We start from the raw sequence: 23,156 nt of genomic DNA, 5'->3' as shown, positions 1-23,156 counted from the left end.
CGGTCATGAGGCCAGCCGCCACCCCGTTCCGGTTGCTTCTGCGGTGAAATCGTCGAAGGAGAGAGGTCGCGAGAAGGCGTAGCCCTGCAGGATATCGCAGCCGAGATCGCGCAGCAGTTCGGCATGGGCTGCCGTCTCCACCCCTTCGGCCACTGTCTCGACGCCGAGCGAGCGGGCGATTTCGATGATCGAGCTGACCAGCGCGCGCTCCTGCGTGGCGTTGACGATCGGCTGCACCAGCTGACGGTCGATCTTCAGCCGCTTCGGCTTCAGCTTCAGCAGGCTGACGATCGAAGTATGGCCGGTGCCGAAATCGTCGATCTCGATATCGATGCCGAGCGCCTTGATGCGTTCGAGATTGTGTGAGACGACGTCCTCACTCTCATCGAGGAAGATCGATTCCACCAGTTCGAAGGAGAGTTCGCCAGGGCGGATATGCAGGTCGGCGAGCGATTCCAGCAGGCTGCCGTCATGCAGCCGCCGCGCCGAGACATTGACCGAGACCTTGGGCACGGCAATACCGTGCGCCGTCCAGCGCATCTTGTCGCGCAGCGCCGTTTCCAGCACGATCCGGTCGAGCATCTGCACGACATTGATCTCGTCGGCGATGCGCAGGAACTTGTCGGGGGTGAGCAGCCCCTTGGAGGGATGCTTCCAGCGCACCAACGCCTCCACTCCCGTCAGCTCCATCGTCCGCGCCGAAAATTGCGGCTGGTACCAGGCGGTGAATTCGCCATTGTCGATGCCGGCGAGGATCTCGTCGGCGGTGCGCTTGGTGTTGATGATATCGGCCTGGAGATTGTGATTGAAGAATTCGAAGCGGTTGCGGCCCATGCTCTTGGCGCGGTAGAGCGCGATATCGGCATTGATCAGCACCTTGCGCGCATCGACATGGATACCGTTGGCAAGCGCCACGCCGATCGACACGCCGCAGCGGCAGGAAAAACCCTGAAAATCGATCGGCTGGCGCATCTCCTCGATGATCCGCGTCGACAGCTCCGCCATCTCCTTGTCGCCGACGTCAAGCGCGAGGATGACGAACTCGTCGCCGCCGATGCGCGCAACGAGATCGCTGCCGCGGACGTTCCTGGCGAGCACTTTCGAGGCATGCACCAGCATCGCGTCGCCGGCGGCATGGCCGAGCGTGTCGTTGATTTCCTTGAAGCGGTCGAGGTCGATGTGCAGGATCGAGAATTTCTGCCGCTGCCGGCGGCCGTCATGGGTGAGGCTTTCAAGCGCAATGTCGAGCTTGCGGCGATTGGCGAGTGCAGTCAGCGGGTCATGCAGCGAATTGTGTTCGATCCTGTTCTTGGCAAGCTCGAGCTCGATATTCTTGGCGACCGCCTCGTCCTTGGCCGCCTTCAGCCGGATCGTCATCAGCACGTCTTCGGTGGCATCGAAGGCGATGCCCATGATTTTCATCTCGCCGGTCCCCGTCTGGTGGACCTTGCCGACCGAGCGCACATAACGCACCTGGCCGTCGCTTGCTATTACCCGGCAGACGAGGGTGTGCGTATCGCCGTTCTTCTTGAAGTAACGTGCGCTTTCGAGCGCCAAGGCCCGATCCTCCGGGTGGATGCAGCCAAGCCAGATCTCCTCGGTCATGAATCCGTTGCGCGGGGTAAGCCCGTAGAGCTCGTGCATGCGCTCGTTCCAGATCGAGCCGCCCCGGCCGGGCCGCGCTTCCCATATGCCGCATTGATAGGAATCGAGCGCGAGGTCGAGCCGGCTCGACAGCTCGGCGAGCTCTGCCTCGCGGCTGGAAAGCTCTTCAAGCGCCAGCTCCAGCTCGGCATTCTTGACCTCGCTCGTATCCCTGGCCTTGCGCAGCGTGTCGGTCGTCTCCGCATCCGTTGTCACGTCCCAGACGATGCCGATCGTCTTGCTGACGCCGCCGGCATCCGTATAGAAGGCGCCGACCGAGCGGAGATGCCGGATGCCGCCATCGGCAAGCAGGATGCGGTACTGCGCCGTACAGGCAGCGCCGGCGATACTGCAGCTGAAGAAGTGCACTTCGGCGATGTCCCGGTCCTCGGGCAGGATCGTCGCCAGCCATTCGTCGAGCGCCCCGCTTGTCTCCTGCGCCGGCTTGCCGTGCAGGGCCGCGGCGCGCGCATCCCAGAGCAGGCTGCTCGTATGATCCTGCAGCTCCCAGACGCCGATATTCGAGGATTCCAGCGCCAGATCGAGCCGCTGCGACAGTTCCTTGAGTTTCGCCTCGCGTGTCTCCAACTCCATGATGTTGCGGTTGCGCTCGCCGAGCAGCAGCGTGGCAAAGAAGATCGGGACGATGATGATGATGCCGGCGGCACCGACGATCAGGCGCAGCTCGGTTCGGTTTTCCGGTATCGCGTCCCAACCGCTGTTCGGGACGACGGAAAGCTCCCACTTGCCGCCGGCAAAGCCGATCTTCTGACGCATCGGATCCTTGTCGTCGATATCGGACGACCCGAAGAAGGGCGCCCTCGTCGCGGCCCTTGCCGGCGGGCCGATATCGCGGATGGCGATGGAGAGATGGTCGAGATGCGGATAACGTTCCTGGTTCTCGCGGTCGCGCGCCGGCATCAGCCCCGTCGCCTCGTAGAACATCTGCTGGTCGATGACGAGCTCGACCGCCCCCCAGACCCGCCGCTGGCCGTTCTCCTTGACGAAAACCGGGAAGAATATGGCAAAGGCGTCGCGGCCGTTGGTCGCGATCGGGCCATAGAAACGCGCCGACTGATCGCCGGCAGCGGGCGTCATCGCCTGGCGTGAAAGGAGCGTTTCGCGCACGTCGCGGCCGATCCGCTCATTGCCGGATTGCGGTGGATAGACGTTGCTGACGATGAAATCGGGTGCGACGGCGATATGGATGAAGGGTGGATTCTGGATCAGCAGCCAGTTGATCTGCCGCTCTATCTCCTCTCCGTTGGCCGGGCTGACGGAGATCAGGTTGGTCAGGTCGCGGACGATGCTGAGGTCCATGTTGATCTCGGCCATGACCCGGGCGCGGATGAGGTTCGCCTCGCTTTCGGTGCGGATATGAAGTTCGCGCATATAAGATTGAGTATTGGCCCGGTCGAGGCCGAAGCCGACCAGAATGACGACAAGGGCGACGAACGATGAAACCAGAAACGAGACGCGGGTATTCTTCAACACGCGCCGTAACTGCTTGTTGTCGCTCAGCCTGGAAAGCAAAATGAAACCCCCATATTCCGGGCAACTGTAGGGCGCTGGGGTTAATTTACGATTGCCCGCAGGCGATGCCGAAAAATCATGGGAAGGGAAAAACCGCGGTGAACGCGGCATCTTGATTATATTTAAAATCCTATTCATCAATTGGGCGGGAAAAGCCATTCTTCCGGGCAATTTTCGCCATATTCAGGAGGCTATCTGTGGCCAGTCATTTTTTCGTGCAGCTTCTCGTGCAGCGTTTCAAAAGGATTGTCGCCATGCGTTTCGTCGTCGCCACGCTTTTGGCAACAGCAAGTTTCCTGTCGCCGATGAGCGGTTTTGCCGAGAGCGCCGATGTCGAGGCGACGATCAAGAAGGTCGACACAGCAAATCTCGTGCTGACGCTCGATGACGGCAAGACCTATCAGGCGCCGGAGGAATTCAATTTCGACGGCCTCGAAGCCGGCGTGAAGGTGATCGTCTTCTATACCGAGGTCGACGGCAAACGCGTCATCAACGATCTCGATATCGTCAAGTAGGCAGGACTCTGGAGAAGGCTGCCCCTCACCCTAATCCTCTCCCCGTAAACGGGGCGAGGGGACGTGCCATGCGAGAGATCGGTGGGGACGGAGAGGTTGCGGCATATCCCTTCGCCCCGCGAGCGGGGAGAAGGTGGCGGCAGCCGGATGAGGGGCCGGTCCCGGTAATCTCCCGGGCCGAACTCATATCCCAATCCGACCAAGACTGAGGGCAGGCGCCCTGCAATGCCTACAGCCAGACGATCGTCCGCTCATCGGTGTCGATCCTGGCGATCCGGTCCTGCGGGATCGCGCCTTCCGCGGCACTGCTCTTCGGCAGGTCTGAAATCGTCTGGAAAAACGTGCGGATGACGCCGCCATGGGTCACGCAGACCGTCGGGCGATCGACCGATTGCAGCCATGAGCCGGTGCGCCAGGAGAGAATCTCGTAGCTTTCCGCATCGTCGCCGGGCGGGATGAAATCCCATTTCGAGGCGTTGCGTTCCGCCACCCGCTCGCGCTGCGTCGCCTTCAGCTCCTTCAGCGTCGAGCCTTCCCAGTCGCCGAAGGAAATCTCGACCAGCCGCGGATCGGTGCGATAGGCAAGCGGCGGCAGGCCCATGGCGTTGCGCATGATTTCCATCGTCGCGCGGGTGCGGCCGAGCGGGCTGGCGACGAAATCGAAGTCATCGACTGTGTCGCCGAGAATCCCGGCAAGTGCCACGCCGTTCTGCCGGGCCTGCTCCAGGCCCGTGGCATTCATCGGGATATCCTTCTGACCTTGCAGGCGGCGCTCGGCATTCCAGGCGGTCTGGCCGTGTCTGATCACGTAGATAAGCACGGTCTCAGCCCCACTCGAAATGCTTTAGTCCTTAATGACCGAAATGTCAGGCGCGTCGACCGCCTTCATGCCGATGACATGATAGCCGCTGTCGGCATGGTGCACTTCGCCGGTGACGGAACGCGACAGGTCCGACAGGAGATAGAGGCCGACATCGCCGACTTCTTCGATGGTGACGGTGCGGCGCAGCGGCGCGTTGTATTCGTTCCACTTCAGAATGTAGCGGAAATCGCCGATGCCGGAGGCGGCGAGCGTCTTGATCGGCCCGGCCGAGACGGCGTTGACGCGGATGTTCTGCGGTCCGAGGTCGACGGCGAGATATTTGACGCTTGCCTCGAGCGCGGCCTTGGCGACGCCCATGACGTTATAGTTCGGCATCACCTTTTCGGCGCCGTAATAGGTCAGCGTCAGCATGGCGCCGCCGTCCGTCATCAGCTTCTCGGCGCGGCGTGCGACCGAGGTGAAGGAATAGACGGAGATCTGCATCGTCTTGGCGAAATTGTCGGCCGAGGTGTCGACATAGCGGCCGGTCAGCTCGTCCTTGTCGGAGAAGCCGATCGCATGCACGAGGAAATCGATCTTGCCCCACAGCTTTTCGACGTTGGCGAAAACCTCGTCGATGGTGTCTTCGTCGGCGACGTCACAGTGGCCGACGAGCGTCGCGCCGATTTCGGCGGCGAGTGGCTCGACGCGCTTCTTCAGCGCATCGCCCTGGTAGGTGAGCGCGACTTCGCCGCCCTGCGCATGAATGGCCTTGGCAATACCCCACGCAATCGAACGATTGTTGGCGACACCCATGATGACGCCGCGTTTGCCTGCCATGAGGCCGGATGCTTGAGCCATATTTCGCTCCCTAGGAATTCTGATCGATCCTGCCTATGGCATAGGCCGTTAATCGGTTCAAGCTTGGCCTGGATCATCAACTGTTAGGTATCGTAACAAAGGGTGCGAATGTCATAAAAATTTCACAGGAATAGGCCTTCGCGCATGCTCCGCATGAGATCGGTGACTTTATCGTCGGGTTTTTCCCACAGGATAATGCGCAATTCGACGACGAGATCGCCTCTGCCGCCCTCTTCGCGGGGCAATCCCTGGCCGGGGATTCTGATCGTCTTGTCCGAGCCCGACCATGCGGGGATGGTGATATCAAGCGGCCCGCTCGGTCCGTCGATGCGCGCCTCGGTGCCGAGCACGGCATTTTCGATGCTGAGCGGCAGCACGGCGTGCAGATCGAAACCGTCGACCGTGAAGCGCGGATCGGCTGCGATGCGGATGTTGATGACGGCGTCGCCCCGCTGCATGCCCGGCAGCTTGAAGCCCTGACCCTTGAGCCTGATCTCGTGACCGTCGGTCGTGCCCGCCGGCAAGGAGAAGCCGATTTCGCGGCCTTCCGGCAGCGACGCGGTGATCCAGCCGCTCTTCAACACGTCGTCGATCGTCACCGTCGCTGTCGTCACCTCATCGGGTGCTTTTTCGAGACCGGTATCCTTGGCGCCGGTGAAACGGCGTACCAGGTTTGTCAGGATGCTGAGCGGCAGCGGCAGGTTGGCGCCGGCATTCGCGACGGTCTCGCCGGTCTCCTCGTCGCCCTTGGGGTCGGCCTCGGCGGTATCGCCCGTCTGCTGGTACTGGGCCTGCTGGTTCGGGCTCTGCTGATTCTGGGCCTGTTGGTATTGTGCCTGCTGGGCGCGACCCTGCGCCTGGCCGCCGGCCGCAGCGCGCGCCTGGGCGCCGAAAATGCGCTCGACCATTTCGTCGGCGGGCTCGGCCGATCCCGCCTGTTGTCTGGAGCCGTCGGCGGCGGCCTTCTGGGCAGCACGCGCCAACTCTTCCATCACACGCTCGGCATTGGCCTGCGCCGCCTTGGCGCGCACGGCCGCCTCGCGGGCGGCCTGACGCTGCTGCATGATCGTCTGTTCGTTCTTCTTGGCTTCCGCCATGCGTACGGCATTGTCGAACAGGCTGCGTTTGCGCGGGTCTTTCAGCGTTTCATAGGCACGGCCGATCTCGGCGAACCGGGCTGTTGCCGTCGGGTCGCCCTGATTGTGGTCGGGATGGGCCGATTTGGCCATGTTGCGCCAAGCCGCCTTGATCTCGTCTGCTGCCGCGTCGCGCTTGACGCCCAGAATTTTGTAAGGATCGCGCATGTCAAAACCGCCGGTGTTGCGATGCGGGAAGCCACGTCCTTGCCCGGCATCCCGAAACTCCAATATCACTGGTGCGGCGCCACCCGCCGCAAAGGCAGGGAGAGCCACTCTCAACGCCGATCGTGCGTTGGAGTTGCTAATCACTTCTTATTTCTATGGAGAGATGTGGGGTGTTTTGCCCTAAATGGTTAGCTCTTTGCTAAGCATCCGGCAGAAAGCCGTCAGGTGTTAACCTGTTGACGCGCCGGATGAACTTCCGGCTGGGATCAGCTCTCGGGCTGGAAGCTCAAAAGCTGCCAGTTGCCGCCGCCGACGAGGCAGGTCTTGCCGTAGAATTTGGCGATGCCGACATAGGAATGCCGGGTCGTGCGGAACTGGCGGCAGACCTGGCCCGACTCATTGTTCTCGACGATCGTATCGATGACGCCGGCACTGCCCGTCGATGCATTCGCCCAGGGAAGCGGCTGGCCTTCGAGCCTTTGCACGTCGGCCGAGGTCACGGCGTTGCGCACCGTCATCTCGTCGGAAAGCGTATCGGTGCTCGGCGGCGTCTGCGGCACGGTGCCGGTTGCCACCGACCGGTCGACCTTGGCTTCACTCAGGAAATCCATGCCGCTGCCGACGCAGCCGGAAAGCGAAAGCATGGCAACGCCAATGACGAAGAACGCGCTGCTGCGTTGCCGCAGGCCCTTTGTATGGCGATTTGACTTTGCTATGACTTCCACCCTGCGTCCTGTCCAGTTATCAAAAGCTGGGCGAGTTTTGAATAATCCGGGGCATTTGAACCAATATGTCGGCAAACGAGTTAACAAGCGGTGACTTTACCGAAAGTGGCGAACCCTTCAAGCTCTTTGCCGAATGGCTGAAAGAAGCCGAGGCCTCCGAACCCAACGACCCGAATGCCGTGGCGCTGGCAACGGTCGACGAGGATGGTCTTCCCAATGTCCGCATGGTTCTCCTGAAGGGATTCGACGACGACGGTTTCGTCTTCTACACCAATTTCGAGAGTCAGAAAGGCCGTGAAATTCTGGGCCAGAAAAAGGCCGCCATGTGCTTCCACTGGAAAAGCCTGCGCCGCCAGGTAAGGCTGCGCGGTCCGGTCGAAATCGTCACCGACGCCGAAGCCGACGCTTATTTCCAGACGCGGGCGCGCGGCAGCCGCATCGGCGCCTGGGCCTCCAAGCAGTCCCGCCCGCTCGAAAGCCGATTCGCGCTCGAGAAAGCCGTGGCCGAATACACCGCCCGTTACGCCATCGGCGAGATTCCCCGCCCCGCCCACTGGTCGGGCTTTCGCATCCGGCCGACCTCGATCGAATTCTGGAAAGACCAGAAATTCCGCCTGCATGACCGCGTCGAATTCCGCCGGCCCTTACCGCAGGGCGAATGGGACAAGGTCAGGATGTATCCCTGACAGGTCTACCGGCCCATCAGCTTCGGCGGCCCATCAGCTTCAGCGGCCCATCAGCTTCAGCGGAATGCCGGAGGCGAGCGCCGAAACATAGCGTCGCTTCTGGTAGAAGCCGTTGAGCGACATGCGGGGGAGATAGCCGGTCATCTGCGCCGTCGGCAGTCCGGGCTGAGTGGTGACCGCTAGGGTAAAGCCGAGATTGCGGGCAATCCTCGCCTCACGGCCGGTTGCAGCCTCGGGTGTGCCGTAGGGATAGGCGATCGTCTCGGGACGGATGCCGGTCGCCGCCTCGACGTAATCAGCCGAAACCTGCATCTCTATCCGCGCCTCGGCTTCCGGCAGGCGGGCAAGCGCGCGATGGCTGATCGTATGGGCGCCGAGCGATGCGAGCGGATGCCCGGCGAGCCATTGTAATTGACTGGGCCCCATCACCAGTTCGCGCGTGATATCGGTCGGCTCGATGCCGTTTTCCCGCGCCAGCCTGTCGATGGCGGCGACGGCGCCCGCCTCGTCGGAGCGGTGGATATACCACGCGAAGCGGTCGAAGGCGTGCCATTGCTGTTGCGGGTTGTCGAGCGCCAGCCGCTCGCTGCCGCGGCCGAAATCGAAGTGGATTTCGTTTTGCCGGCGCAACAGGACGGCGAGCGTCTCCCACCAGATGCTATGCGAGCCCTCGGCAAAACCCTGGGCGACGAATACCGTGAACGGCGCCCGGTGCCGCTCGAACACCGGCAGCGCATGCTCGAGATTGTTGATGTAGCCGTCGTCGAGCGTGAAAGCGGCAAACGGCTTTCCACCCTCGGGCTCCGCCAGCAGCCCTGGCACCTGATCGAGTGGCACGAAGCGATAACCCTCCCGCTTCAGCCGCTTAAGCGCCGCATCGAGAAAGCGCGGCGTGATTTCGAGATGCGCGTTCGGCTCGAAAGCCTCAGGCACGTGCGGACGGACATGATGCAGTGTGAAGACGACGCCCCGTCCGCGCGCCTGCCGCATCAGCCCGACTGACGCGAGCAGCCAGGAAACCTCGAGCCCGGCGCCGATCGCTGCGCGTTTTGCCAATCGCTTCAATTGTCCCGTCATGGCGCGTCCCCTGCCTTTGCCGGAGACTAGCAGGGGTGACTTAAGCCTTGCTGAATCCCGATTCGGCGCAGATGCTTCATGTCGCATTAACCAAGACGATGAAAAGACTAGAAAAATGATAGGCGTTGCCTCAAAGTCGCGCCAAACTTGCGGCTTCTGTCACATTACGGCACAAATGCCGATCTGACTGACGAGCCTGGCGCATCAAGGGGACCTGCATGAGAAAGCTTCTGGCGGCTGTTTTGACCGTAACGCTTGCCGTTTCGGCGCCGCTTGCGGCCCTTGCCGGCAGCGCTTCCCTGATCCTCGATGCCCGCACCGGCAAGGTTCTCGCCGCTGAAAACGCCGATACGCTGAACCATCCGGCCTCGCTGACCAAGATGATGACGCTTTATCTCACCTTTGAGGCGTTGAAACGCGGCAAGATCGCCTGGGATACGCCGATCAGGATGTCGAAATACGCCGCTTCGCGGCCGCCGACCAAGCTTGGCGTCAAGGCCGGCGGCACGATCACCGTGCGCGAGGCGGTCTATGGCATGATCATCAAATCCGCCAATGATGCCGCTTCCGCCATGGGCGAGACGCTCGGCGGCTCGGAAAGCGGTTTTGCCCGGATGATGACGGCCAAAGCCCGCCAGCTCGGCATGAGCCGCACCGTCTTCGTCAACGCATCCGGCCTGCCGGACGGCCGTCAGGTGACGACGGCGCGTGACATGTCGACGCTCGCCGTCGCGCTGATGAAAAATTATCCGAACGAATACCGGCTGTTTTCGGCGGCAAGTTTCAATTTCCGTGGCCGCACCGTGCGCGGCCACAATAATCTCATGTATCGCTATCAGGGCATGGACGGCATCAAGACCGGTTACACCAACGCCTCCGGCTTCAATCTCGTCAGCGCCGTCAGGGACGGCAACCGCCGCGTGGTCGGCGTCGTGCTCGGCGGCCGGACCGCCCGCAGCCGCGACGACAAGATGGCTGGTTTGCTCGACCGTTATCTCGGCCGCGCCTCCTCTTCCGGCGGCGCCAAGCTGGTGGCGAGCGTCGGCGCCAAGGAAACTGTCGAAGTCGCCTCCGCTGCCGAGGCTTCCGATGTACCGGTTCCGCTCAACGCACCGCGGCCAGTCGACGATCTCGCTGCCAAGAGCCTGGCCTATGCCGACGACGCCGTCGTGCCGCTGGAGCGCCCGGTCGCGATGGACGAAATCCTGAACGCCGGCAAGACAGCGAAAACCGCGGCGAAAAAGGCCGATGGCGACTGGCAGATCCAGATCTCGGCCGCACCGAGTGCCGATGCGGCGCGTGCACTTCTCGCCCAGGCGAAGTCGGAAGGCGGCGCGCCGCTGGTTTCCGCTTCACCCTATACCGAGGCGGTCGGGCAGGGCGCCAACAAGATCTACCGCGCCCGCTTCGTCGGCTTCGCCAGCAAGGATGCCGCCGTCTCGGCCTGCGATGCGCTGAAGCAGCGCTCCTATGACTGCATGCTGCTGCCGGACCACAGCTGATCGCCCCCCGCGCCACTGCGGCAATTCACTCTGGACAAGCATCGGGAATCAGCGTCTCCTCCCTAAACAAAAGGAGAACGTCCATGTTGCGTCGTCTTGCCGACCAGTTCGAAATCTCATCCTCTGTCCATGTCGCCGCCAACAACATCGAGCGCGATGCCGACTGGTTCCTGCTGAAGCTGCAGGAGGAAATGGGTGAACTGACCCAGGCCTGGAACCGGCTGACCGGCCGCGGCCGTGCGAAGGGCCGCACGCCCGAAGACATGCAGCGCGATCTCGCCGACGAGACCGCCGACGTTCTCGGCCACCTTCTGCTGTTTGCCCGTCACAATGATCTCGACCTTGCCGCCGCGATCGAACGCAAGTGGCTGTTTCGGCCCGCGGAGGTGGCGAAGAGCTGATGCATGTCGGCCGATAAAGTCAGCCGACCTTATAACGGTAGAATTTGCTGTCCACCGCCATCAGCGGGAAGGCGCGGGGCAGGGCGCTCTTGGCGATCTCGCTAAAGCCGTTCTTTTCGTAGAAACGATGCGCGGCGACGAACTTGTCCGTTGTGCCGAGGAAGATATCGGTGAGGCCGGTATCCCTGGCATGCGCGATCAGGCGATCGAGGAGCCGCGCCGCCACACCATGCTCGCGGCCGCGCACCGCGGCTGAGACGAACATCTTGCGCAGCGCCGCCTGGTTGTTGCCGATGTCCTTCAGCCCGACCGTGCCGACGATGGCGCCGTCCTTGACGGCGACCCAGAACTGGCCTTTGCCGGACTGATAGAAATCCGGGATGACCCGGAGATCCGGCTGCGCATCCGCGGTGATGTCGATGCCGAATTCCTCGCGCTGGATCGGGAGGATCACCGACAGCACGGCATCGGCATCGTCTGATGCGAAGGGTCTGATTTCGATGTCCGCCATCAGAGAATCCTTTCGCCTCAGGTCTGGGTGCCGCCGACGGTGATCTGATCCATGCGCAGATGCGGCTGGCCGACGCCGACCGGAACCCATTGGCCGGCCTTGCCGCAATTGCCGATGCCGGTGTCGAGCTTCATGTCGTTGCCGATCATCGACACCCGCTTCATTGCGTCCGGGCCGTTGCCGATCAGCATCGCGCCCTTGATCGGCGCCCCGACCTTGCCGTTCTCGATCAGATAGGCCTCGGTGCAGCCGAAGACGAACTTGCCCGAGGTGATGTCGACCTGGCCGCCGCCGAAGGAGACGGCATAGATGCCCTTTTTCACCGAGGCGATGATCTCCTCGGGCGTCTTGTCGCCGCCGAGCATATAGGTGTTGGTCATGCGCGGCATCGGCACATGCGCATAGCCCTGGCGGCGGCCATTGCCGGTGGGCGCCATGCCCATCAGCCGGGCATTCTGCCGATCCTGCATGTAGCCGACGAGCTTGCCGTTCTCGATCAGCACATTATAGCCCGATGGCGTGCCCTCGTCGTCGATGGTGATCGAGCCGCGGCGGTTGTCGATCGTGCCGTCGTCTACGACGGTGACGCCGGGCGCGGCGACCATCTGGCCGAGAAGGCCTGAAAAGGCCGATGTCTTCTTGCGGTTGAAATCGCCTTCCAGCCCGTGCCCCACAGCCTCGTGCAGCATCACGCCCGGCCAGCCGGAGCCGAGCACAACATCCATCGTGCCCGCTGGCGCGTCGATCGCTTCGAGATTGACGAGCGCCTGGCGCAGCGCCTCGTCGGCGCCGTATTGCCAGCTGCCTTCGGCGACGAAATCGCCGAAGCCGATGCGCCCGCCGTGGCCGTAGGAGCCGCTCTCCTGGCGATCGCCTTCGCCGACCATCACCGAAATATTGATGCGCGTCATCGGCCTGATATCGCGCACGCGGTGTCCGTCGGCACGCAGGATATCGACGACCTGCCAGCTGGCGGCGACCGAGGCCGTCACCTGCCGCACCTTGTCGTTCTTGCCTCTGAGATAGGCGTCGATGTCCTGCAGAACCTTGACCTTCTCCTCGAAGCTCGGCTGGCCGATCGGGTTCTGGTCACCGTAGAATTTCTTGTTGGTGCCTTGCGGTGCGGCGGCATAGGAGCCGGAATAGCCGCGCGTCACCGCGCCGACGGCATCGGCCGCCCGCTTCAGCGCCGCCACCGAGAGATCGCCGGCATGGGCATAACCCACCGCTTCGCCGGCCACGGCGCGCAGGCCGAACCCTTGCTCGGTGTTGAAGCTGCCGCCCTTCAGCCGGCCATTGTCGAAGCTTAGCGCTTCCGCCTGCGCATGCTCGATGAACAGCTCGCCGTCATCGGCCCCGGACAGCGCCTCGGCCACATGCTTGCGCATCGTCGCTTCGTCGGCATCGAAAAGCGTCAGGAGATCGGTGGTCATGGTATGGCTCCAATGGGCATGCGTTCAGGAATGCACTTACTCCCTAGATAGGGCTCCACATAATAAGGAGTGAAGCCCCGCCGTCGAATAATTCTTTTTTAAAGGGATGGGAGCGGCAAAACGCGCCCTCCGTCATCCTCGGCCTTGTGCCGAGGATCTGCTACATATCAGCCGGCTGCAGATGCTCGGGACAGGCCCGAGCATGACGGAGTATGGGTTGAGCTTCTGGAGTAAGGACGGCGATGGGTGACGGAATGGGAGCGTAGTTGCACTCTACGCTCGACGCCGTCGCAGCCCGCCTCACGGCAGAGCGTCAAAACCTTCAGCGAAGCCCTTGAGATCAACAGGAATGCCGATGCCTTCCTCCGGCGTCTGGAAGACGATGAAGGTTGCCTGGGCGCCGCTGCGGAAGGTCTTGAGCAGTTCGTCCTCGAGCACGACCTCGGCATAGCAGCCGTCGGCGAAGCAGCGGACGAAATAGGCGCGGCCGATATCCTTGCCGTCGACATTGAGGCCGAGCCCGTTCGGCAGCAGCACGCCGAGCGGCGCCAGCACGCGGAGAATCTTCGACTTGCGGTCGGCGGTTTTCAACACGACGACAGAAAGCCCGACTTCCGGGCGATCCTCGGCGATGACATTCTGCATTAGCGCGCATTGTTCGGTCGCGGCGCCTGCCGGCTTGTCGCAGACGACGGACCATGCGCCGTGATTGGATTTCACCGTGCCCGGCGCCTGCGGCTGGGTCTGGCCGGGCGTTACCTGGATATTCGGGCTGGCGGCATTCGGCTGCTGCGGCGCCGGGGCAGGAGCAGGCGCCGGCGCGGCAGCCGGCGGCTTGGCCGGTGACGGCGTGGGTTGTTGCGCGAAAACGGGCGTCGTCGCTGCTGCCGCGATGCTGGCAGTCACGAGAAGCGACTGCGCGAGGGAACGGAAACCCATGGAAACCTCTGGATATCGAATCATTGCGGCTATTGTTGAAGCTGCCCACCAAAAATGAAAAGCCCCACCCCGTGAAAACCGGGGGACTGCGGCGGAAATTGGACCTTTGCGAAATAATGTGTCGCGCGCGGATTGGCCGGAAAGCCGATTTTTCATATGCTGATGAAAAACTTGGGATGTTTTGCCGTTCCCGCCTGCCTATGCTTTCAGCAAAAATGCCGCATAGACAATTGCTCTGGCCTGTTGCGGCAAATGCCAAACTGTGGTTTGAAGCGCTGAAGATGGCAAGGATTCTGCGTTCTATTTTGCAGGTCAAGCGCTCGAGGGAGATAATAAGGTGATGAAGAAGGCTTATGCAGCCCTGACCACGCTGGTCTGTCTGCTTTTTGCTTCCGGCACATATGCCGACCAGCCCATGCCGTGGCAGGCGACGCTGCAGCCGGCGGCAACGCCGATCATGCGGGAAATTCATTGGTTCGAACAATATACCCTGTGGTTTATCGTTCCGATCACGCTCTTCGTTCTGGTCCTGCTCATCGTCGTCTGTTTCAAGTTCCGCGCCAGCGCGAACCCGGTTCCCTCGAAGACGAGCCATAACACGCTGATCGAGATTGCCTGGACCGTGGGGCCGGTCCTCGTGCTGCTCCTTCTCGCCATTCCCTCGTTCAACCTGCTGACGGCGCAGCTGACGCTGCCCGAAAACCCCGACGTCACGATCAAGGCGACCGCCACCCAGTGGCAGTGGAACTACGAATATGAAGGTTCGGGCGAAAGCCCGCTGGCTTTCGATTCCTACTTGCTGAAGGATCAGGATCGCGCCGCTGCCGGCAAGGAGGACAAGTCGATCTATCCGAGGCTTCTCGCCGTCGACAACGAGCTGGTCCTGCCTGTCAACAAGACGGTCCGCGTTCTCGTGACCTCGGCGCCGACCGACGTCATCCACGCTTTCGCCATGCCGTCTTTCGGCGTCAAGATCGATGCCGTGCCGGGCCGTCTCAACGAGACCTGGTTCAGGGCCGAGCGCGAGGGCCTGTTCTATGGCCAGTGTTCCGAGCTCTGCGGCAAGGACCATGCGTTCATGCCGATCGCCATCCGCGTCGTCTCCGAGGACAAGTACAAGCAGTGGCTGACCGCAGCCGCCAGCGACCTGCCCGGCGCCTACAAGACACTCATGGCCGCAACCGATGGTCCCGCAAAGACCCTCGACGTTGCCGAAGCACAGTAATTAAAGGGGATCGGGACAATGGCTGGACCTTCCGCTCACGACGATCATTCTCATGATCACGATCACACGCACGGTGATCACGCCCACCACGACCACGCGCATGACGATCACCACGATCATGGGCACAAGCCGAGCTTTGTCAATCGCTGGCTGTTCTCGACGAACCATAAGGACATCGGCACGCTCTATCTGATCTTCGCGATCATTGCCGGCATCATCGGCGGCGCGCTGTCGGTTGCCATGCGCATGGAGCTGCAGGAGCCGGGCATCCAGATCTTCCACGGCCTGGCCTCGATGGTCTACGGCTATGAAGGCGATGCCGCGATCGACGGCGCCAAGCAGATGTTCAACATGTTCACCACGGCGCACGCGCTGATCATGATCTTCTTCATGGTCATGCCGGCGATGATCGGCGGTTTTGCCAACTGGATGGTGCCGATCATGATCGGTGCGCCCGACATGGCTTTCCCGCGCCTGAACAACATCTCTTTCTGGCTGATCGTTCCCGCCTTCGCGCTGCTGCTGCTGTCGATGTTCGTCGAAGGCCCGGCAGGCGCCTATGGCACGGGCGGCGGCTGGACGATGTATCCGCCGCTGGCAACGAGCGGCACGCCGGGCCCGGCAGTCGACCTTGCGATCTTTGCGCTCCACATTGCCGGCGCCTCGTCGATCCTCGGTGCGATCAACTTCATCACCACCATCCTCAACATGCGCGCGCCCGGCATGACGCTGCACAAGATGCCGCTGTTTGCCTGGTCGGTGCTGATCACCGCCTTCCTGCTCTTGCTGTCGCTGCCGGTTCTGGCAGGCGGCATCACCATGCTGCTGACCGACCGCAACTTCGGCACCTCCTTCTTCTCTCCGGAAGGCGGCGGCGACCCGATCCTCTACCAGCATCTGTTCTGGTTCTTCGGTCACCCGGAAGTATACATCCTCATCCTGCCGGGCTTCGGCATGATCAGCCACATCATCTCGACCTTCTCGAAGAAGCCGATCTTCGGCTACCTCGGCATGGCCTACGCCATGGTCGCGATCGGCGCCGTCGGCTTCGTCGTCTGGGCCCACCACATGTACACGGTCGGCCTGTCGCTCGACGCGCAGCGCTACTTCGTCTTCGCGACGATGGTCATCGCCGTTCCGACAGGTGTGAAGATCTTCTCCTGGATCGCGACGATGTGGGGCGGCTCGATCTCGTTCCGCACGCCGATGCTCTGGGCGATCGGCTTCATCTTCCTGTTCACGGTCGGCGGCGTCACCGGCGTCCAGCTCGCCAATGCCGGTCTCGACCGCTCGCTGCATGACACCTATTACGTCGTGGCCCACTTCCACTACGTTCTGTCGCTCGGCGCCGTCTTCGCGATCTTCGCCGGCTGGTACTACTGGTTCCCGAAGATGACCGGCTACATGTACAACGAGCTGGTCGGCAAGCTGCATTTCTGGATCATGTTCATCGGCGTCAACCTGGTGTTCTTCCCGCAGCACTTCCTCGGTCTGGCCGGCATGCCGCGCCGCTACATCGATTATCCGGATGCCTTTGCCGGCTGGAACTATGTGTCCTCCATCGGCTCCTACATCTCGGCCTTCGGTGTGCTGATCTTCCTCTACGGCGTCTTCGAAGCCTTCGCCAAGAAGCGCGTTGCCGGCGACAATCCGTGGGGTGAGGGTGCAACGACGCTCGAATGGCAGCTGCCTTCGCCGCCGCCCTACCACCAGTGGGAACAGCTTCCGCGCATCAAGTAATTGCGCGGATCATCAGGACGCCGCATTCGATACGGCGTCCTGATAGTTTGACATTCAGGACGGAATGATGACGGTCATCGACAATCACGAGGTGCTTGCAAAGGACGGCGAATTGTCGGAAGCGAGTGCGCGCGATTATTTCGAATTGCTGAAACCACGGGTGATGTCGCTCGTGGTCTTCACTGCCTTTGCCGGTCTGGTGCTGGCGCCGGGTCACATCCATCCCGTCCTCGGGCTGATCGCCATCCTCTGTATCGCCGTCGGCGCCGGCGCCTCCGGCGCGTTGAACATGTGGTATGACGCCGATATCGACGCGATCATGAGCCGCACCGCCAACCGTCCGATCCCGGCCGGCCGCATCGCGCCGTCGGAGGCGCTCGCCTTCGGCCTGGTGCTGTCAGGCTTCTCGGTCGTCATCCTCGGCCTGGCCGTCAACTGGCTCTCGGCCGGCATCCTCGCCTTCACCATCTTCTTCTACGCCGTTGTCTACACCATGTGGCTGAAGCGCTCGACGCCGCAGAACATCGTCATCGGCGGTGCCGCCGGCGCCTTCCCGCCGATGATCGGCTGGGCTTGCGTGACCAACAGCGTGACGATCGAGAGCACCGTTCTCTTCCTCATCATCTTCCTGTGGACGCCGGCGCATTTCTGGGCGCTGGCCCTCTTCAAGATGCGCGATTACGAGGCCGTCGGCGTGCCGATGCTGCCGAATGTCGCCGGCGAGCGGGTGACCAAACATCAGATCGTCGCCTATGCGGTGCTGACCGCCATCTGCGCGGTCTTGCCGTCCTTCCTCGGTTTCGCGAGCCTGGGTTATGGCCTCGTCACTGCGGCCCTCGGCGCGATCTTCATATACTGTTCCATCGCCGTCTGGCGCATGCCCGACGGCGATCTGAAGATGATCCCGGCCAAGAAGCTCTTCGCCTTTTCGATCTTCTATCTCTTCGCCGTGTTCTCCGCCTTGATGATCGACCGGCTGGCCTCGCTGCTGGTCTCGCATGCGGGAGGTTGGTTCTGATGGAAATGGTCAAGCTCACCGAAGCGCAGCGCAAGTCGCGCCGCAACCGCAACGTCGCTCTCGGGCTGGTGCTCGCCGGCCTCGTCATTCTCTTCTACGCGATCACCATCGTGAAGATCGGTGGGGGGATGGCCGGATGAGCGACAACGCCGCCGCACCGAAGAAACAGGGCCGCAACAACGGCGCCGTCGTCATGATGTGCCTGAGCTTCGTCTTCGGCATGGGCGCGATGAGCTATGCCGCCGTGCCGCTCTACCGCATCTTCTGCCAGGTGACCGGTTATAACGGCACGACCCAGCGCGTCGACCAGGTGTCGAGCGTCGTGCTCGACCGCACCATGCGCGTCACCTTCGACGCCAATGTCGCGCCGGGCCTGCAGTGGGACTTCAAGCCGGTCGAGCGCGAGGTCAATCCGAAGATCGGCGAAACGATCCAGGTGAATTTCACTGCCGAGAATCGCTCGAACGAGACCCAGCGCGGCCAGGCGGTTTTCAACGTCACGCCGGGCGAAGCCGGCGTCTATTTCAACAAGGTGCAATGTTTCTGCTTTACGGAAACGGACCTGAAGCCGGGCGAGAAGCTCGACATGCCGGTGGTGTTCTACATCGATCCTGACATCGTCAAGGCGGTGGAATCGAAGAACATCCACACGGTGACGCTGTCATATACGTTCTACCCGAAAGAGGGTCCGAAGCCTCTGGCTTCGAATGAGGGTGGAGCGGAGAAGATTGAAAAGAAACTTTGATCAAGGCTCGTTTCCGGCTATGCCGGGAGCGGAGTGAAGGAAGACACCGGGGATAGCTACATGGCCGATGCTCATCAGAAGAATCACGACTATCACATCATCGATCCGAGCCCATGGCCGATTCTCGCCTCGCTCGGCGCCTTCATCATGGCGATCGGCGGCGTCTGCTATATGCGCTACCTGAACGGCGGTTCGTTCAAGGTCGCCGGCGCCGAGCTCGCCAATCCCTGGCTCTTCTATATTGGCTTCGCCTTGGTTCTCTACGTCATGTACGGCTGGTGGGCCGATACGGTGAAGGAAGCCCATGAGGGCGCCCACACCCGCGTCGTCTCGCTGCATCTGCGCTACGGCATGATCATGTTCATCGCTTCCGAAGTGATGTTCTTCGTCGCCTGGTTCTGGGCCTATTTCGACGCCAGCCTCTATCCGAACGAAGCGATCCAGGCCTCGCGCCTGCTCTACACCGGCGGCACCTGGCCGCCGAAGGGCATCGAGGTTCTCGATCCCTGGCATCTGCCGATCTACAACACCGTCATCCTGCTGCTGTCGGGCACGACGGTCACCTGGGCGCACCATGCGCTGCTGCACAACGACCGCAAGGGCCTGATCCAGGGCCTGACGCTGACGGTGCTGCTCGGCATCCTGTTCTCCTCCGTGCAGGCTTATGAATATGCCCACGCGCCCTTCGCCTTCAAGAATTCGATCTACGGCGCGACCTTCTTCATGGCGACCGGCTTCCACGGTTTCCACGTCCTGGTCGGCACGATCTTCCTGGGTGTCTGCCTGCTGCGCGCGCTGCGCGGCGACTTCACCCCGAAGCAGCATTTCGGCTTCGAGGCGGCCGCCTGGTACTGGCACTTCGTCGACGTCGTCTGGCTGTTCCTGTTCTTCTGCATCTACGTCTGGGGCGGCTGGGGCGCTCCGCTGGCCGCAGGCTGATCGGAACGAGATTTGAGAAAAGGCGGGCTTGGTGCCCGCCTTTTTTGTTGGCAAACCTCGTTCTCTACAAACTCAACGTCATCCTCGGCCTTGTGCCGAGGATCTGCTACATATCAACCGGCAGCAGATGCTCGGGACAAGCCCGAGCATGACGAAGAGGAATTGGCCGGCTTTGTCAGCGGTCTGAGGGATCTGTGCCCGCCTCTTATCGCCTCAGCGCGCCTCGGCGATCCGTTCGAAGGCCGAAGGTTCGGGAATACCGAGGTCGAGCTGATGGCGGATGGCCTCGGCGCATTCGAGCGGCGTCAGCTGTGACGTATCGACCTCCATGTCGTAGAGGCCGGGGCGGTGGACTTCCTCCTGCCAACGCCGCACCGGCTCGGGAACCGGCATCTCGTCGGTCGCCTTGAGATAGCGCATCTCGCGGCCGGGCTCGTCGACTGCGCGGCGTTTCATGATGGTCTCGATCGGACAGCGCACGCCGACGAACAGCACCGCAAAACCCTCCAGCCGCCGCGCGCAGTCGGCAAGAATGCCGAGCGGCTTGGAATAGCTGTCGTGATGGCCGAAATCGGCGACGACGTTGAGGCCGAAGCCGGCATGGATGGCGATCGATTCGTAGAGCGCGGCATAGAGGAACGGCACCAATTCCTCGAGTTCCGGCCGCTCGCCGCCGGGGCGAAGGCCGATGCCGGGCAGGTAGCGCTCCGGTGTCATGGCATTATAGGCGTCGACGCCGAGATTGATCCACGGCCCGTCGAAATGCGCCTGGATCATCTTGGCAATCGTGGTCTTGCCGCTTCTCGGAGCGCCGTTGAGGATAACGATCTGGCCGGCATGGCTGTCATGGTGCATCAGTTTTCTTCTTCTGTTTGGCGCGAATCACCACGGCGCCGCACGTCTTTTTGAGACGCGCATAACCCTCTGATTTGCTGCGTAATTCCTTCAATCCATTCCGATTCAGGGACTTATGCAGTGACGAAAAAGCGCAGGCATTTCCATTCGGGATGCGAATACTTTATGGGAGAGTTAAGGCAACATCGAAAAAGCGGCGGCCGCCAAGGCCGGAAGGAATGGCCAGAAGGAATGGAATGAACGAGGACAGCGCCCATTTTCCCCCCGTCGATCCGGTCAAGACAGGCATCAAGGGCTGCTGCCCGCGCTGCGGCGAGGATAAGCTGTTCGATGGCCTGCTCGGCCTGAAGCCGCGCTGCGCCGCCTGCGGCCTCGATTATTCTTTCGCCGATTCCGGCGACGGCCCGGCTGTCTTCGTCATCCTCATCGTCGGCTTCATCGTCATCGGCATGGTGCTGTGGCTGCAGGTGAATTACGGGCCGCCGATCTGGGTGCATATCCTGCTCTTTGCTCCACTGACGATCATCCTGTCGCTCGCGACGCTGCGCTGGTTCAAGGGCATCCTGATCGCCATGCAATATCGCCATAATGCCCGCGAAGGACGCCTGAGTGACTGAAATAGAGCAAGTAACGCCGCGCCGCCGGCTGCCGGTTTTCACCGGCATCCTGGTGCTGATCGCCCTTGCCATCCTGATTTCGCTCGGCACCTGGCAGGTGGAGCGCCTCCACTGGAAGGAAGGCCTGCTTGCCGATATCGCCGCGCGGCAAGTCGCAGCCCCTGTGCCGCTGGCCGAGATCGAGGCGATGGCAGCTGCAAGTGGCGACATCGAATACCGCAAGGTCACCGCCACCGGCCGCTACATCAACAACAAGGAGCGGCACTTCTTCGCCACCTGGCGCGGCCAGACCGGTTATTACATCTATACCCCGTTGGAGCTTGCCGACGGGCGTGCACTCTTCGTCAATCGCGGCTTCGTTCCCTTTGACAACAAGGAGCCGGAAATGCGCATGCAGGGCCAGCTGACGGATCAGCAGACCGTCACCGGTCTCGCGCGCGAAAAGCTTCCCGGCAAGCCTTCCTGGGTGGTGCCCGACAACGACGTCGCCAAGAACATCTTCTACTGGAAGGATCTCGACGTCATGGCCGAGAGCGTCGGGCTGGAGAAAGCGAGCGTCATTCCCTTTTTCGTCGATGCCGATTCCACCCCCAATCCGGCCGGCCTGCCGATCGGCGGCGTCACCCAGGTGGATCTGCCGAACGACCATCTGCAGTATGCTTTCACCTGGTACGGGCTTGCCGCCGTGCTCGTCGTCGTGGTGGCGATCTCCTGGTTCCGCAAGGGGACCAAGGCAGCCCCGCAATAGTATCGCTTCAATTCTTGGCCATATTGGGCTAGAGGTCCCTTAGCCCCACGCGGGACGTTGCTGTTGAAGCTGGACGTTGCCAAGTTCTCCCTCATTCCTGTCCTCGGGTTTAACCCGAGGGATGTCACAGGAATCCAGTCGCCCAAGTCCTTGGGCGCGGAAGGTGGACTTGGAGGTTGACACTCATTCACGGCGCCGACGCGCCGTGGCTGGATTCCTGTGACGAGCACAGGAATGAGGAATTTGACGGAACAGACATGAATATTGCGGCGAAACCTCCCTTGACGATCAGGCTCTGCGGCCCGCGCGGCTTCTGCGCCGGCGTCGACCGCGCCATCCAGATCGTCGTGCTGGCGCTGAAATCCTATGGCGCGCCGGTCTATGTGCGCCACGAGATCGTCCACAATCGCTATGTCGTCGAAGGGCTGGAAGCCAAGGGCGCCGTCTTCGTCGAGGAACTGGACGAGATCCCGGCCGAACATCGCGCCCAGCCGGTGGTCTTTTCCGCCCATGGCGTGCCGAAGTCGGTGCCGGAGGATGCGGCAAGCCGCAACCTCTTCTATCTCGACGCCACCTGCCCGCTGGTCTCCAAGGTCCACAAGCAGGCGATGCGCCACAATCGCCTCGGGCGCCATGTCGTCCTCATCGGCCATGCCGGCCATCCGGAGGTGATCGGCACAATGGGGCAATTGCCGGAGGGCTCGGTTTCGCTGATCGAAACGATCGAGGATGCGGACGCCTATATCCCCACGGATCCCGACAATCTCGGCTATGTCACCCAGACGACGCTGTCGGTCGACGATACGGCCGGCGTCATCACCCGCCTGCACGAACGCTTCCCCAACCTGACGGCGCCGGCGGCGGATTCTATCTGTTACGCGACGACCAATCGCCAGGAAGTGGTGAAGCAGGCAGCCCCCGGCTGCGATCTCTTCATCATCGTCGGCGCGCCGAATTCCTCCAATTCCAAACGCCTCGTCGAAGTGGCGCTCAGGGCAGGGGCGAAGAAATCGATCCTGGTGCAGCGCGCCGCCGAGCTCGACTGGAATGAGATCGGCGCGATTTCGACGCTCGGCCTTTCCGCCGGCGCTTCGGCCCCCGAGGTGATTGTCAACGAGATCATCGAGGCTTTCCGCGCCCGCTTCGATGCCCGCGTCGAGCTCGCCGAAACGGTGCAGGAAACCGAAAATTTCCTCGTCAACCGCGAATTGCGCAGCATCGAGCTGACGGCGGCCGACATGGCCTTCGTCAACGGCTGATCCTGAGAACGGACCCTATCACGACGCCGGATGATCAATACGGCGGATCCAATAACAGCAATGCATGAAGGCGAGAC

General features: G+C 62.0%; 24 protein-coding genes. 14 read left to right on the top strand and 10 right to left on the bottom strand.

The window, feature by feature from the left end; genetic code table 11:
• Positions 1 to 3 precede the first annotated feature (3 nt).
• Positions 4 to 3,177, bottom strand: coding sequence for an EAL domain-containing protein (locus CO667_RS16495; protein ID WP_097619381.1), 3,174 nt, complete (start codon positions 3,175 to 3,177; stop codon positions 4 to 6).
• A gap of 254 nt (positions 3,178 to 3,431) precedes the next feature.
• Here CO667_RS16495 and CO667_RS16490 point away from each other — a divergent pair, with 254 nt between their 5' ends.
• Positions 3,432 to 3,692: a DUF1344 domain-containing protein gene (locus tag CO667_RS16490; protein WP_003569889.1), complete on the top strand. Its 261-nt coding sequence runs from the start codon at positions 3,432 to 3,434 to the stop codon at positions 3,690 to 3,692.
• A 229-nt stretch (positions 3,693 to 3,921) separates the two neighbouring features.
• Here CO667_RS16490 and CO667_RS16480 read toward each other — a convergent pair whose 3' ends face one another.
• From CO667_RS16480 to CO667_RS16465, 4 genes are all read right to left on the bottom strand, one after another.
• Complete coding sequence (locus CO667_RS16480) at positions 3,922 to 4,512, bottom strand: histidine phosphatase family protein (RefSeq protein WP_097619380.1); 591 nt, start codon at positions 4,510 to 4,512, stop codon at positions 3,922 to 3,924.
• 24 nt (positions 4,513 to 4,536) lie between these two features.
• Complete coding sequence (fabI, locus tag CO667_RS16475; RefSeq protein ID WP_097619379.1) at positions 4,537 to 5,355, bottom strand: enoyl-ACP reductase FabI; 819 nt, start codon at positions 5,353 to 5,355, stop codon at positions 4,537 to 4,539.
• A 122-nt stretch (positions 5,356 to 5,477) separates the two neighbouring features.
• Positions 5,478 to 6,659, bottom strand: coding sequence for a DnaJ C-terminal domain-containing protein (locus CO667_RS16470; protein ID WP_097619378.1), 1,182 nt, complete (start codon positions 6,657 to 6,659; stop codon positions 5,478 to 5,480).
• Positions 6,660 to 6,925: 266 nt separating this feature from the next.
• Entirely contained in the window at positions 6,926 to 7,384 is a 459-nt protein-coding gene (locus tag CO667_RS16465) for an RT0821/Lpp0805 family surface protein (protein ID WP_097619377.1), read from the bottom strand.
• Between the two features lie 65 nt (positions 7,385 to 7,449).
• On the opposite strand from CO667_RS16465, the gene pdxH reads away from it, so the two are divergent.
• Entirely contained in the window at positions 7,450 to 8,070 is a 621-nt protein-coding gene (gene pdxH, locus CO667_RS16460) for a pyridoxamine 5'-phosphate oxidase (protein WP_097619376.1), read from the top strand.
• 39 nt (positions 8,071 to 8,109) lie between these two features.
• On the opposite strand, the gene CO667_RS16455 is transcribed toward pdxH, so the two are convergent.
• Positions 8,110 to 9,147, bottom strand: coding sequence for a polysaccharide deacetylase family protein (locus tag CO667_RS16455; RefSeq protein WP_097619375.1), 1,038 nt, complete (start codon positions 9,145 to 9,147; stop codon positions 8,110 to 8,112).
• 218 nt (positions 9,148 to 9,365) lie between these two features.
• On the opposite strand from CO667_RS16455, the gene CO667_RS16450 reads away from it, so the two are divergent.
• Entirely contained in the window at positions 9,366 to 10,649 is a 1,284-nt protein-coding gene (locus CO667_RS16450) for a D-alanyl-D-alanine carboxypeptidase family protein (protein WP_097619374.1), read from the top strand.
• An 83-nt stretch (positions 10,650 to 10,732) separates the two neighbouring features.
• A complete protein-coding gene (locus tag CO667_RS16445; protein ID WP_097619373.1) occupies positions 10,733 to 11,050 on the top strand; it encodes a pyrophosphatase in 318 nt (105 codons plus the stop codon).
• A gap of 19 nt (positions 11,051 to 11,069) precedes the next feature.
• Here the strand turns inward: CO667_RS16445 and CO667_RS16440 are convergent, their stop codons facing one another.
• From CO667_RS16440 to CO667_RS16430, 3 genes are all read right to left on the bottom strand, one after another.
• Positions 11,070 to 11,561: a GNAT family N-acetyltransferase gene (locus CO667_RS16440; protein ID WP_097619372.1), complete on the bottom strand. Its 492-nt coding sequence runs from the start codon at positions 11,559 to 11,561 to the stop codon at positions 11,070 to 11,072.
• 17 nt (positions 11,562 to 11,578) lie between these two features.
• Positions 11,579 to 12,994 carry a metalloprotease TldD gene (gene tldD, locus CO667_RS16435; RefSeq protein WP_097619371.1) on the bottom strand — a complete coding sequence of 472 codons (1,416 nt, stop codon included), beginning with the start codon at positions 12,992 to 12,994 and terminating at the stop codon, positions 11,579 to 11,581.
• 300 nt (positions 12,995 to 13,294) lie between these two features.
• A complete protein-coding gene (locus CO667_RS16430; RefSeq protein WP_179874161.1) occupies positions 13,295 to 13,957 on the bottom strand; it encodes an invasion associated locus B family protein in 663 nt (220 codons plus the stop codon).
• An 11-nt stretch (positions 13,958 to 13,968) separates the two neighbouring features.
• Here CO667_RS16430 and CO667_RS16425 point away from each other — a divergent pair, with 11 nt between their 5' ends.
• From CO667_RS16425 to CO667_RS16395, 7 genes are all read left to right on the top strand, one after another.
• The gene (locus CO667_RS16425) at positions 13,969 to 14,274 is read left to right on the top strand and encodes a hypothetical protein (RefSeq protein WP_143540721.1); all 306 of its coding nucleotides are present in this window, start codon (positions 13,969 to 13,971) and stop codon (positions 14,272 to 14,274) included.
• Positions 14,274 to 15,158 carry a cytochrome c oxidase subunit II gene (coxB, locus tag CO667_RS16420; RefSeq protein WP_032983170.1) on the top strand — a complete coding sequence of 295 codons (885 nt, stop codon included), beginning with the start codon at positions 14,274 to 14,276 and terminating at the stop codon, positions 15,156 to 15,158. Before CO667_RS16425 ends, coxB begins: the two co-directional genes overlap by 1 nt.
• Before the next feature lie 18 nt (positions 15,159 to 15,176).
• Positions 15,177 to 16,898, top strand: a complete 1,722-nt coding sequence (ctaD, locus tag CO667_RS16415) for a cytochrome c oxidase subunit I (RefSeq protein WP_097619368.1) — start codon at positions 15,177 to 15,179, stop codon at positions 16,896 to 16,898.
• A 67-nt stretch (positions 16,899 to 16,965) separates the two neighbouring features.
• Positions 16,966 to 17,916 (top strand): heme o synthase, encoded by a 951-nt coding sequence (locus CO667_RS16410; protein WP_097619438.1) that lies wholly within the window; start codon positions 16,966 to 16,968, stop codon positions 17,914 to 17,916.
• Positions 17,916 to 18,056, top strand: coding sequence for a hypothetical protein (locus tag CO667_RS35425; protein WP_028755765.1), 141 nt, complete (start codon positions 17,916 to 17,918; stop codon positions 18,054 to 18,056). Before CO667_RS16410 ends, CO667_RS35425 begins: the two co-directional genes overlap by 1 nt.
• A complete protein-coding gene (locus CO667_RS16400; protein WP_097619367.1) occupies positions 18,053 to 18,661 on the top strand; it encodes a cytochrome c oxidase assembly protein in 609 nt (202 codons plus the stop codon). Before CO667_RS35425 ends, CO667_RS16400 begins: the two co-directional genes overlap by 4 nt.
• Before the next feature lie 60 nt (positions 18,662 to 18,721).
• Complete coding sequence (locus CO667_RS16395; RefSeq protein ID WP_097619366.1) at positions 18,722 to 19,600, top strand: cytochrome c oxidase subunit 3; 879 nt, start codon at positions 18,722 to 18,724, stop codon at positions 19,598 to 19,600.
• Between the two features lie 213 nt (positions 19,601 to 19,813).
• Here the strand turns inward: CO667_RS16395 and CO667_RS16385 are convergent, their stop codons facing one another.
• On the bottom strand, positions 19,814 to 20,455 hold the full coding sequence (locus CO667_RS16385) for a chloramphenicol phosphotransferase (protein ID WP_097619364.1): 642 nt from the start codon (positions 20,453 to 20,455) through the stop codon (positions 19,814 to 19,816).
• A 236-nt stretch (positions 20,456 to 20,691) separates the two neighbouring features.
• Here CO667_RS16385 and CO667_RS16380 point away from each other — a divergent pair, with 236 nt between their 5' ends.
• From CO667_RS16380 to ispH, 3 genes are all read left to right on the top strand, one after another.
• Entirely contained in the window at positions 20,692 to 21,072 is a 381-nt protein-coding gene (locus CO667_RS16380; RefSeq protein WP_097619363.1) for a DUF983 domain-containing protein, read from the top strand.
• Entirely contained in the window at positions 21,065 to 21,820 is a 756-nt protein-coding gene (locus CO667_RS16375; protein WP_097619362.1) for an SURF1 family protein, read from the top strand. Before CO667_RS16380 ends, CO667_RS16375 begins: the two co-directional genes overlap by 8 nt.
• Positions 21,821 to 22,077: 257 nt before the next feature.
• Positions 22,078 to 23,079: a 4-hydroxy-3-methylbut-2-enyl diphosphate reductase gene (gene ispH, locus CO667_RS16370; RefSeq protein WP_097619361.1), complete on the top strand. Its 1,002-nt coding sequence runs from the start codon at positions 22,078 to 22,080 to the stop codon at positions 23,077 to 23,079.
• Positions 23,080 to 23,156: the final 77 nt, after the last annotated feature.

This window comes from Rhizobium sp. L43 (genome assembly GCF_002531725.1).
Lineage (GTDB): Bacteria > Pseudomonadota > Alphaproteobacteria > Rhizobiales > Rhizobiaceae > Rhizobium.
This window is presented reverse-complemented; position numbering and strand designations above follow the sequence as displayed.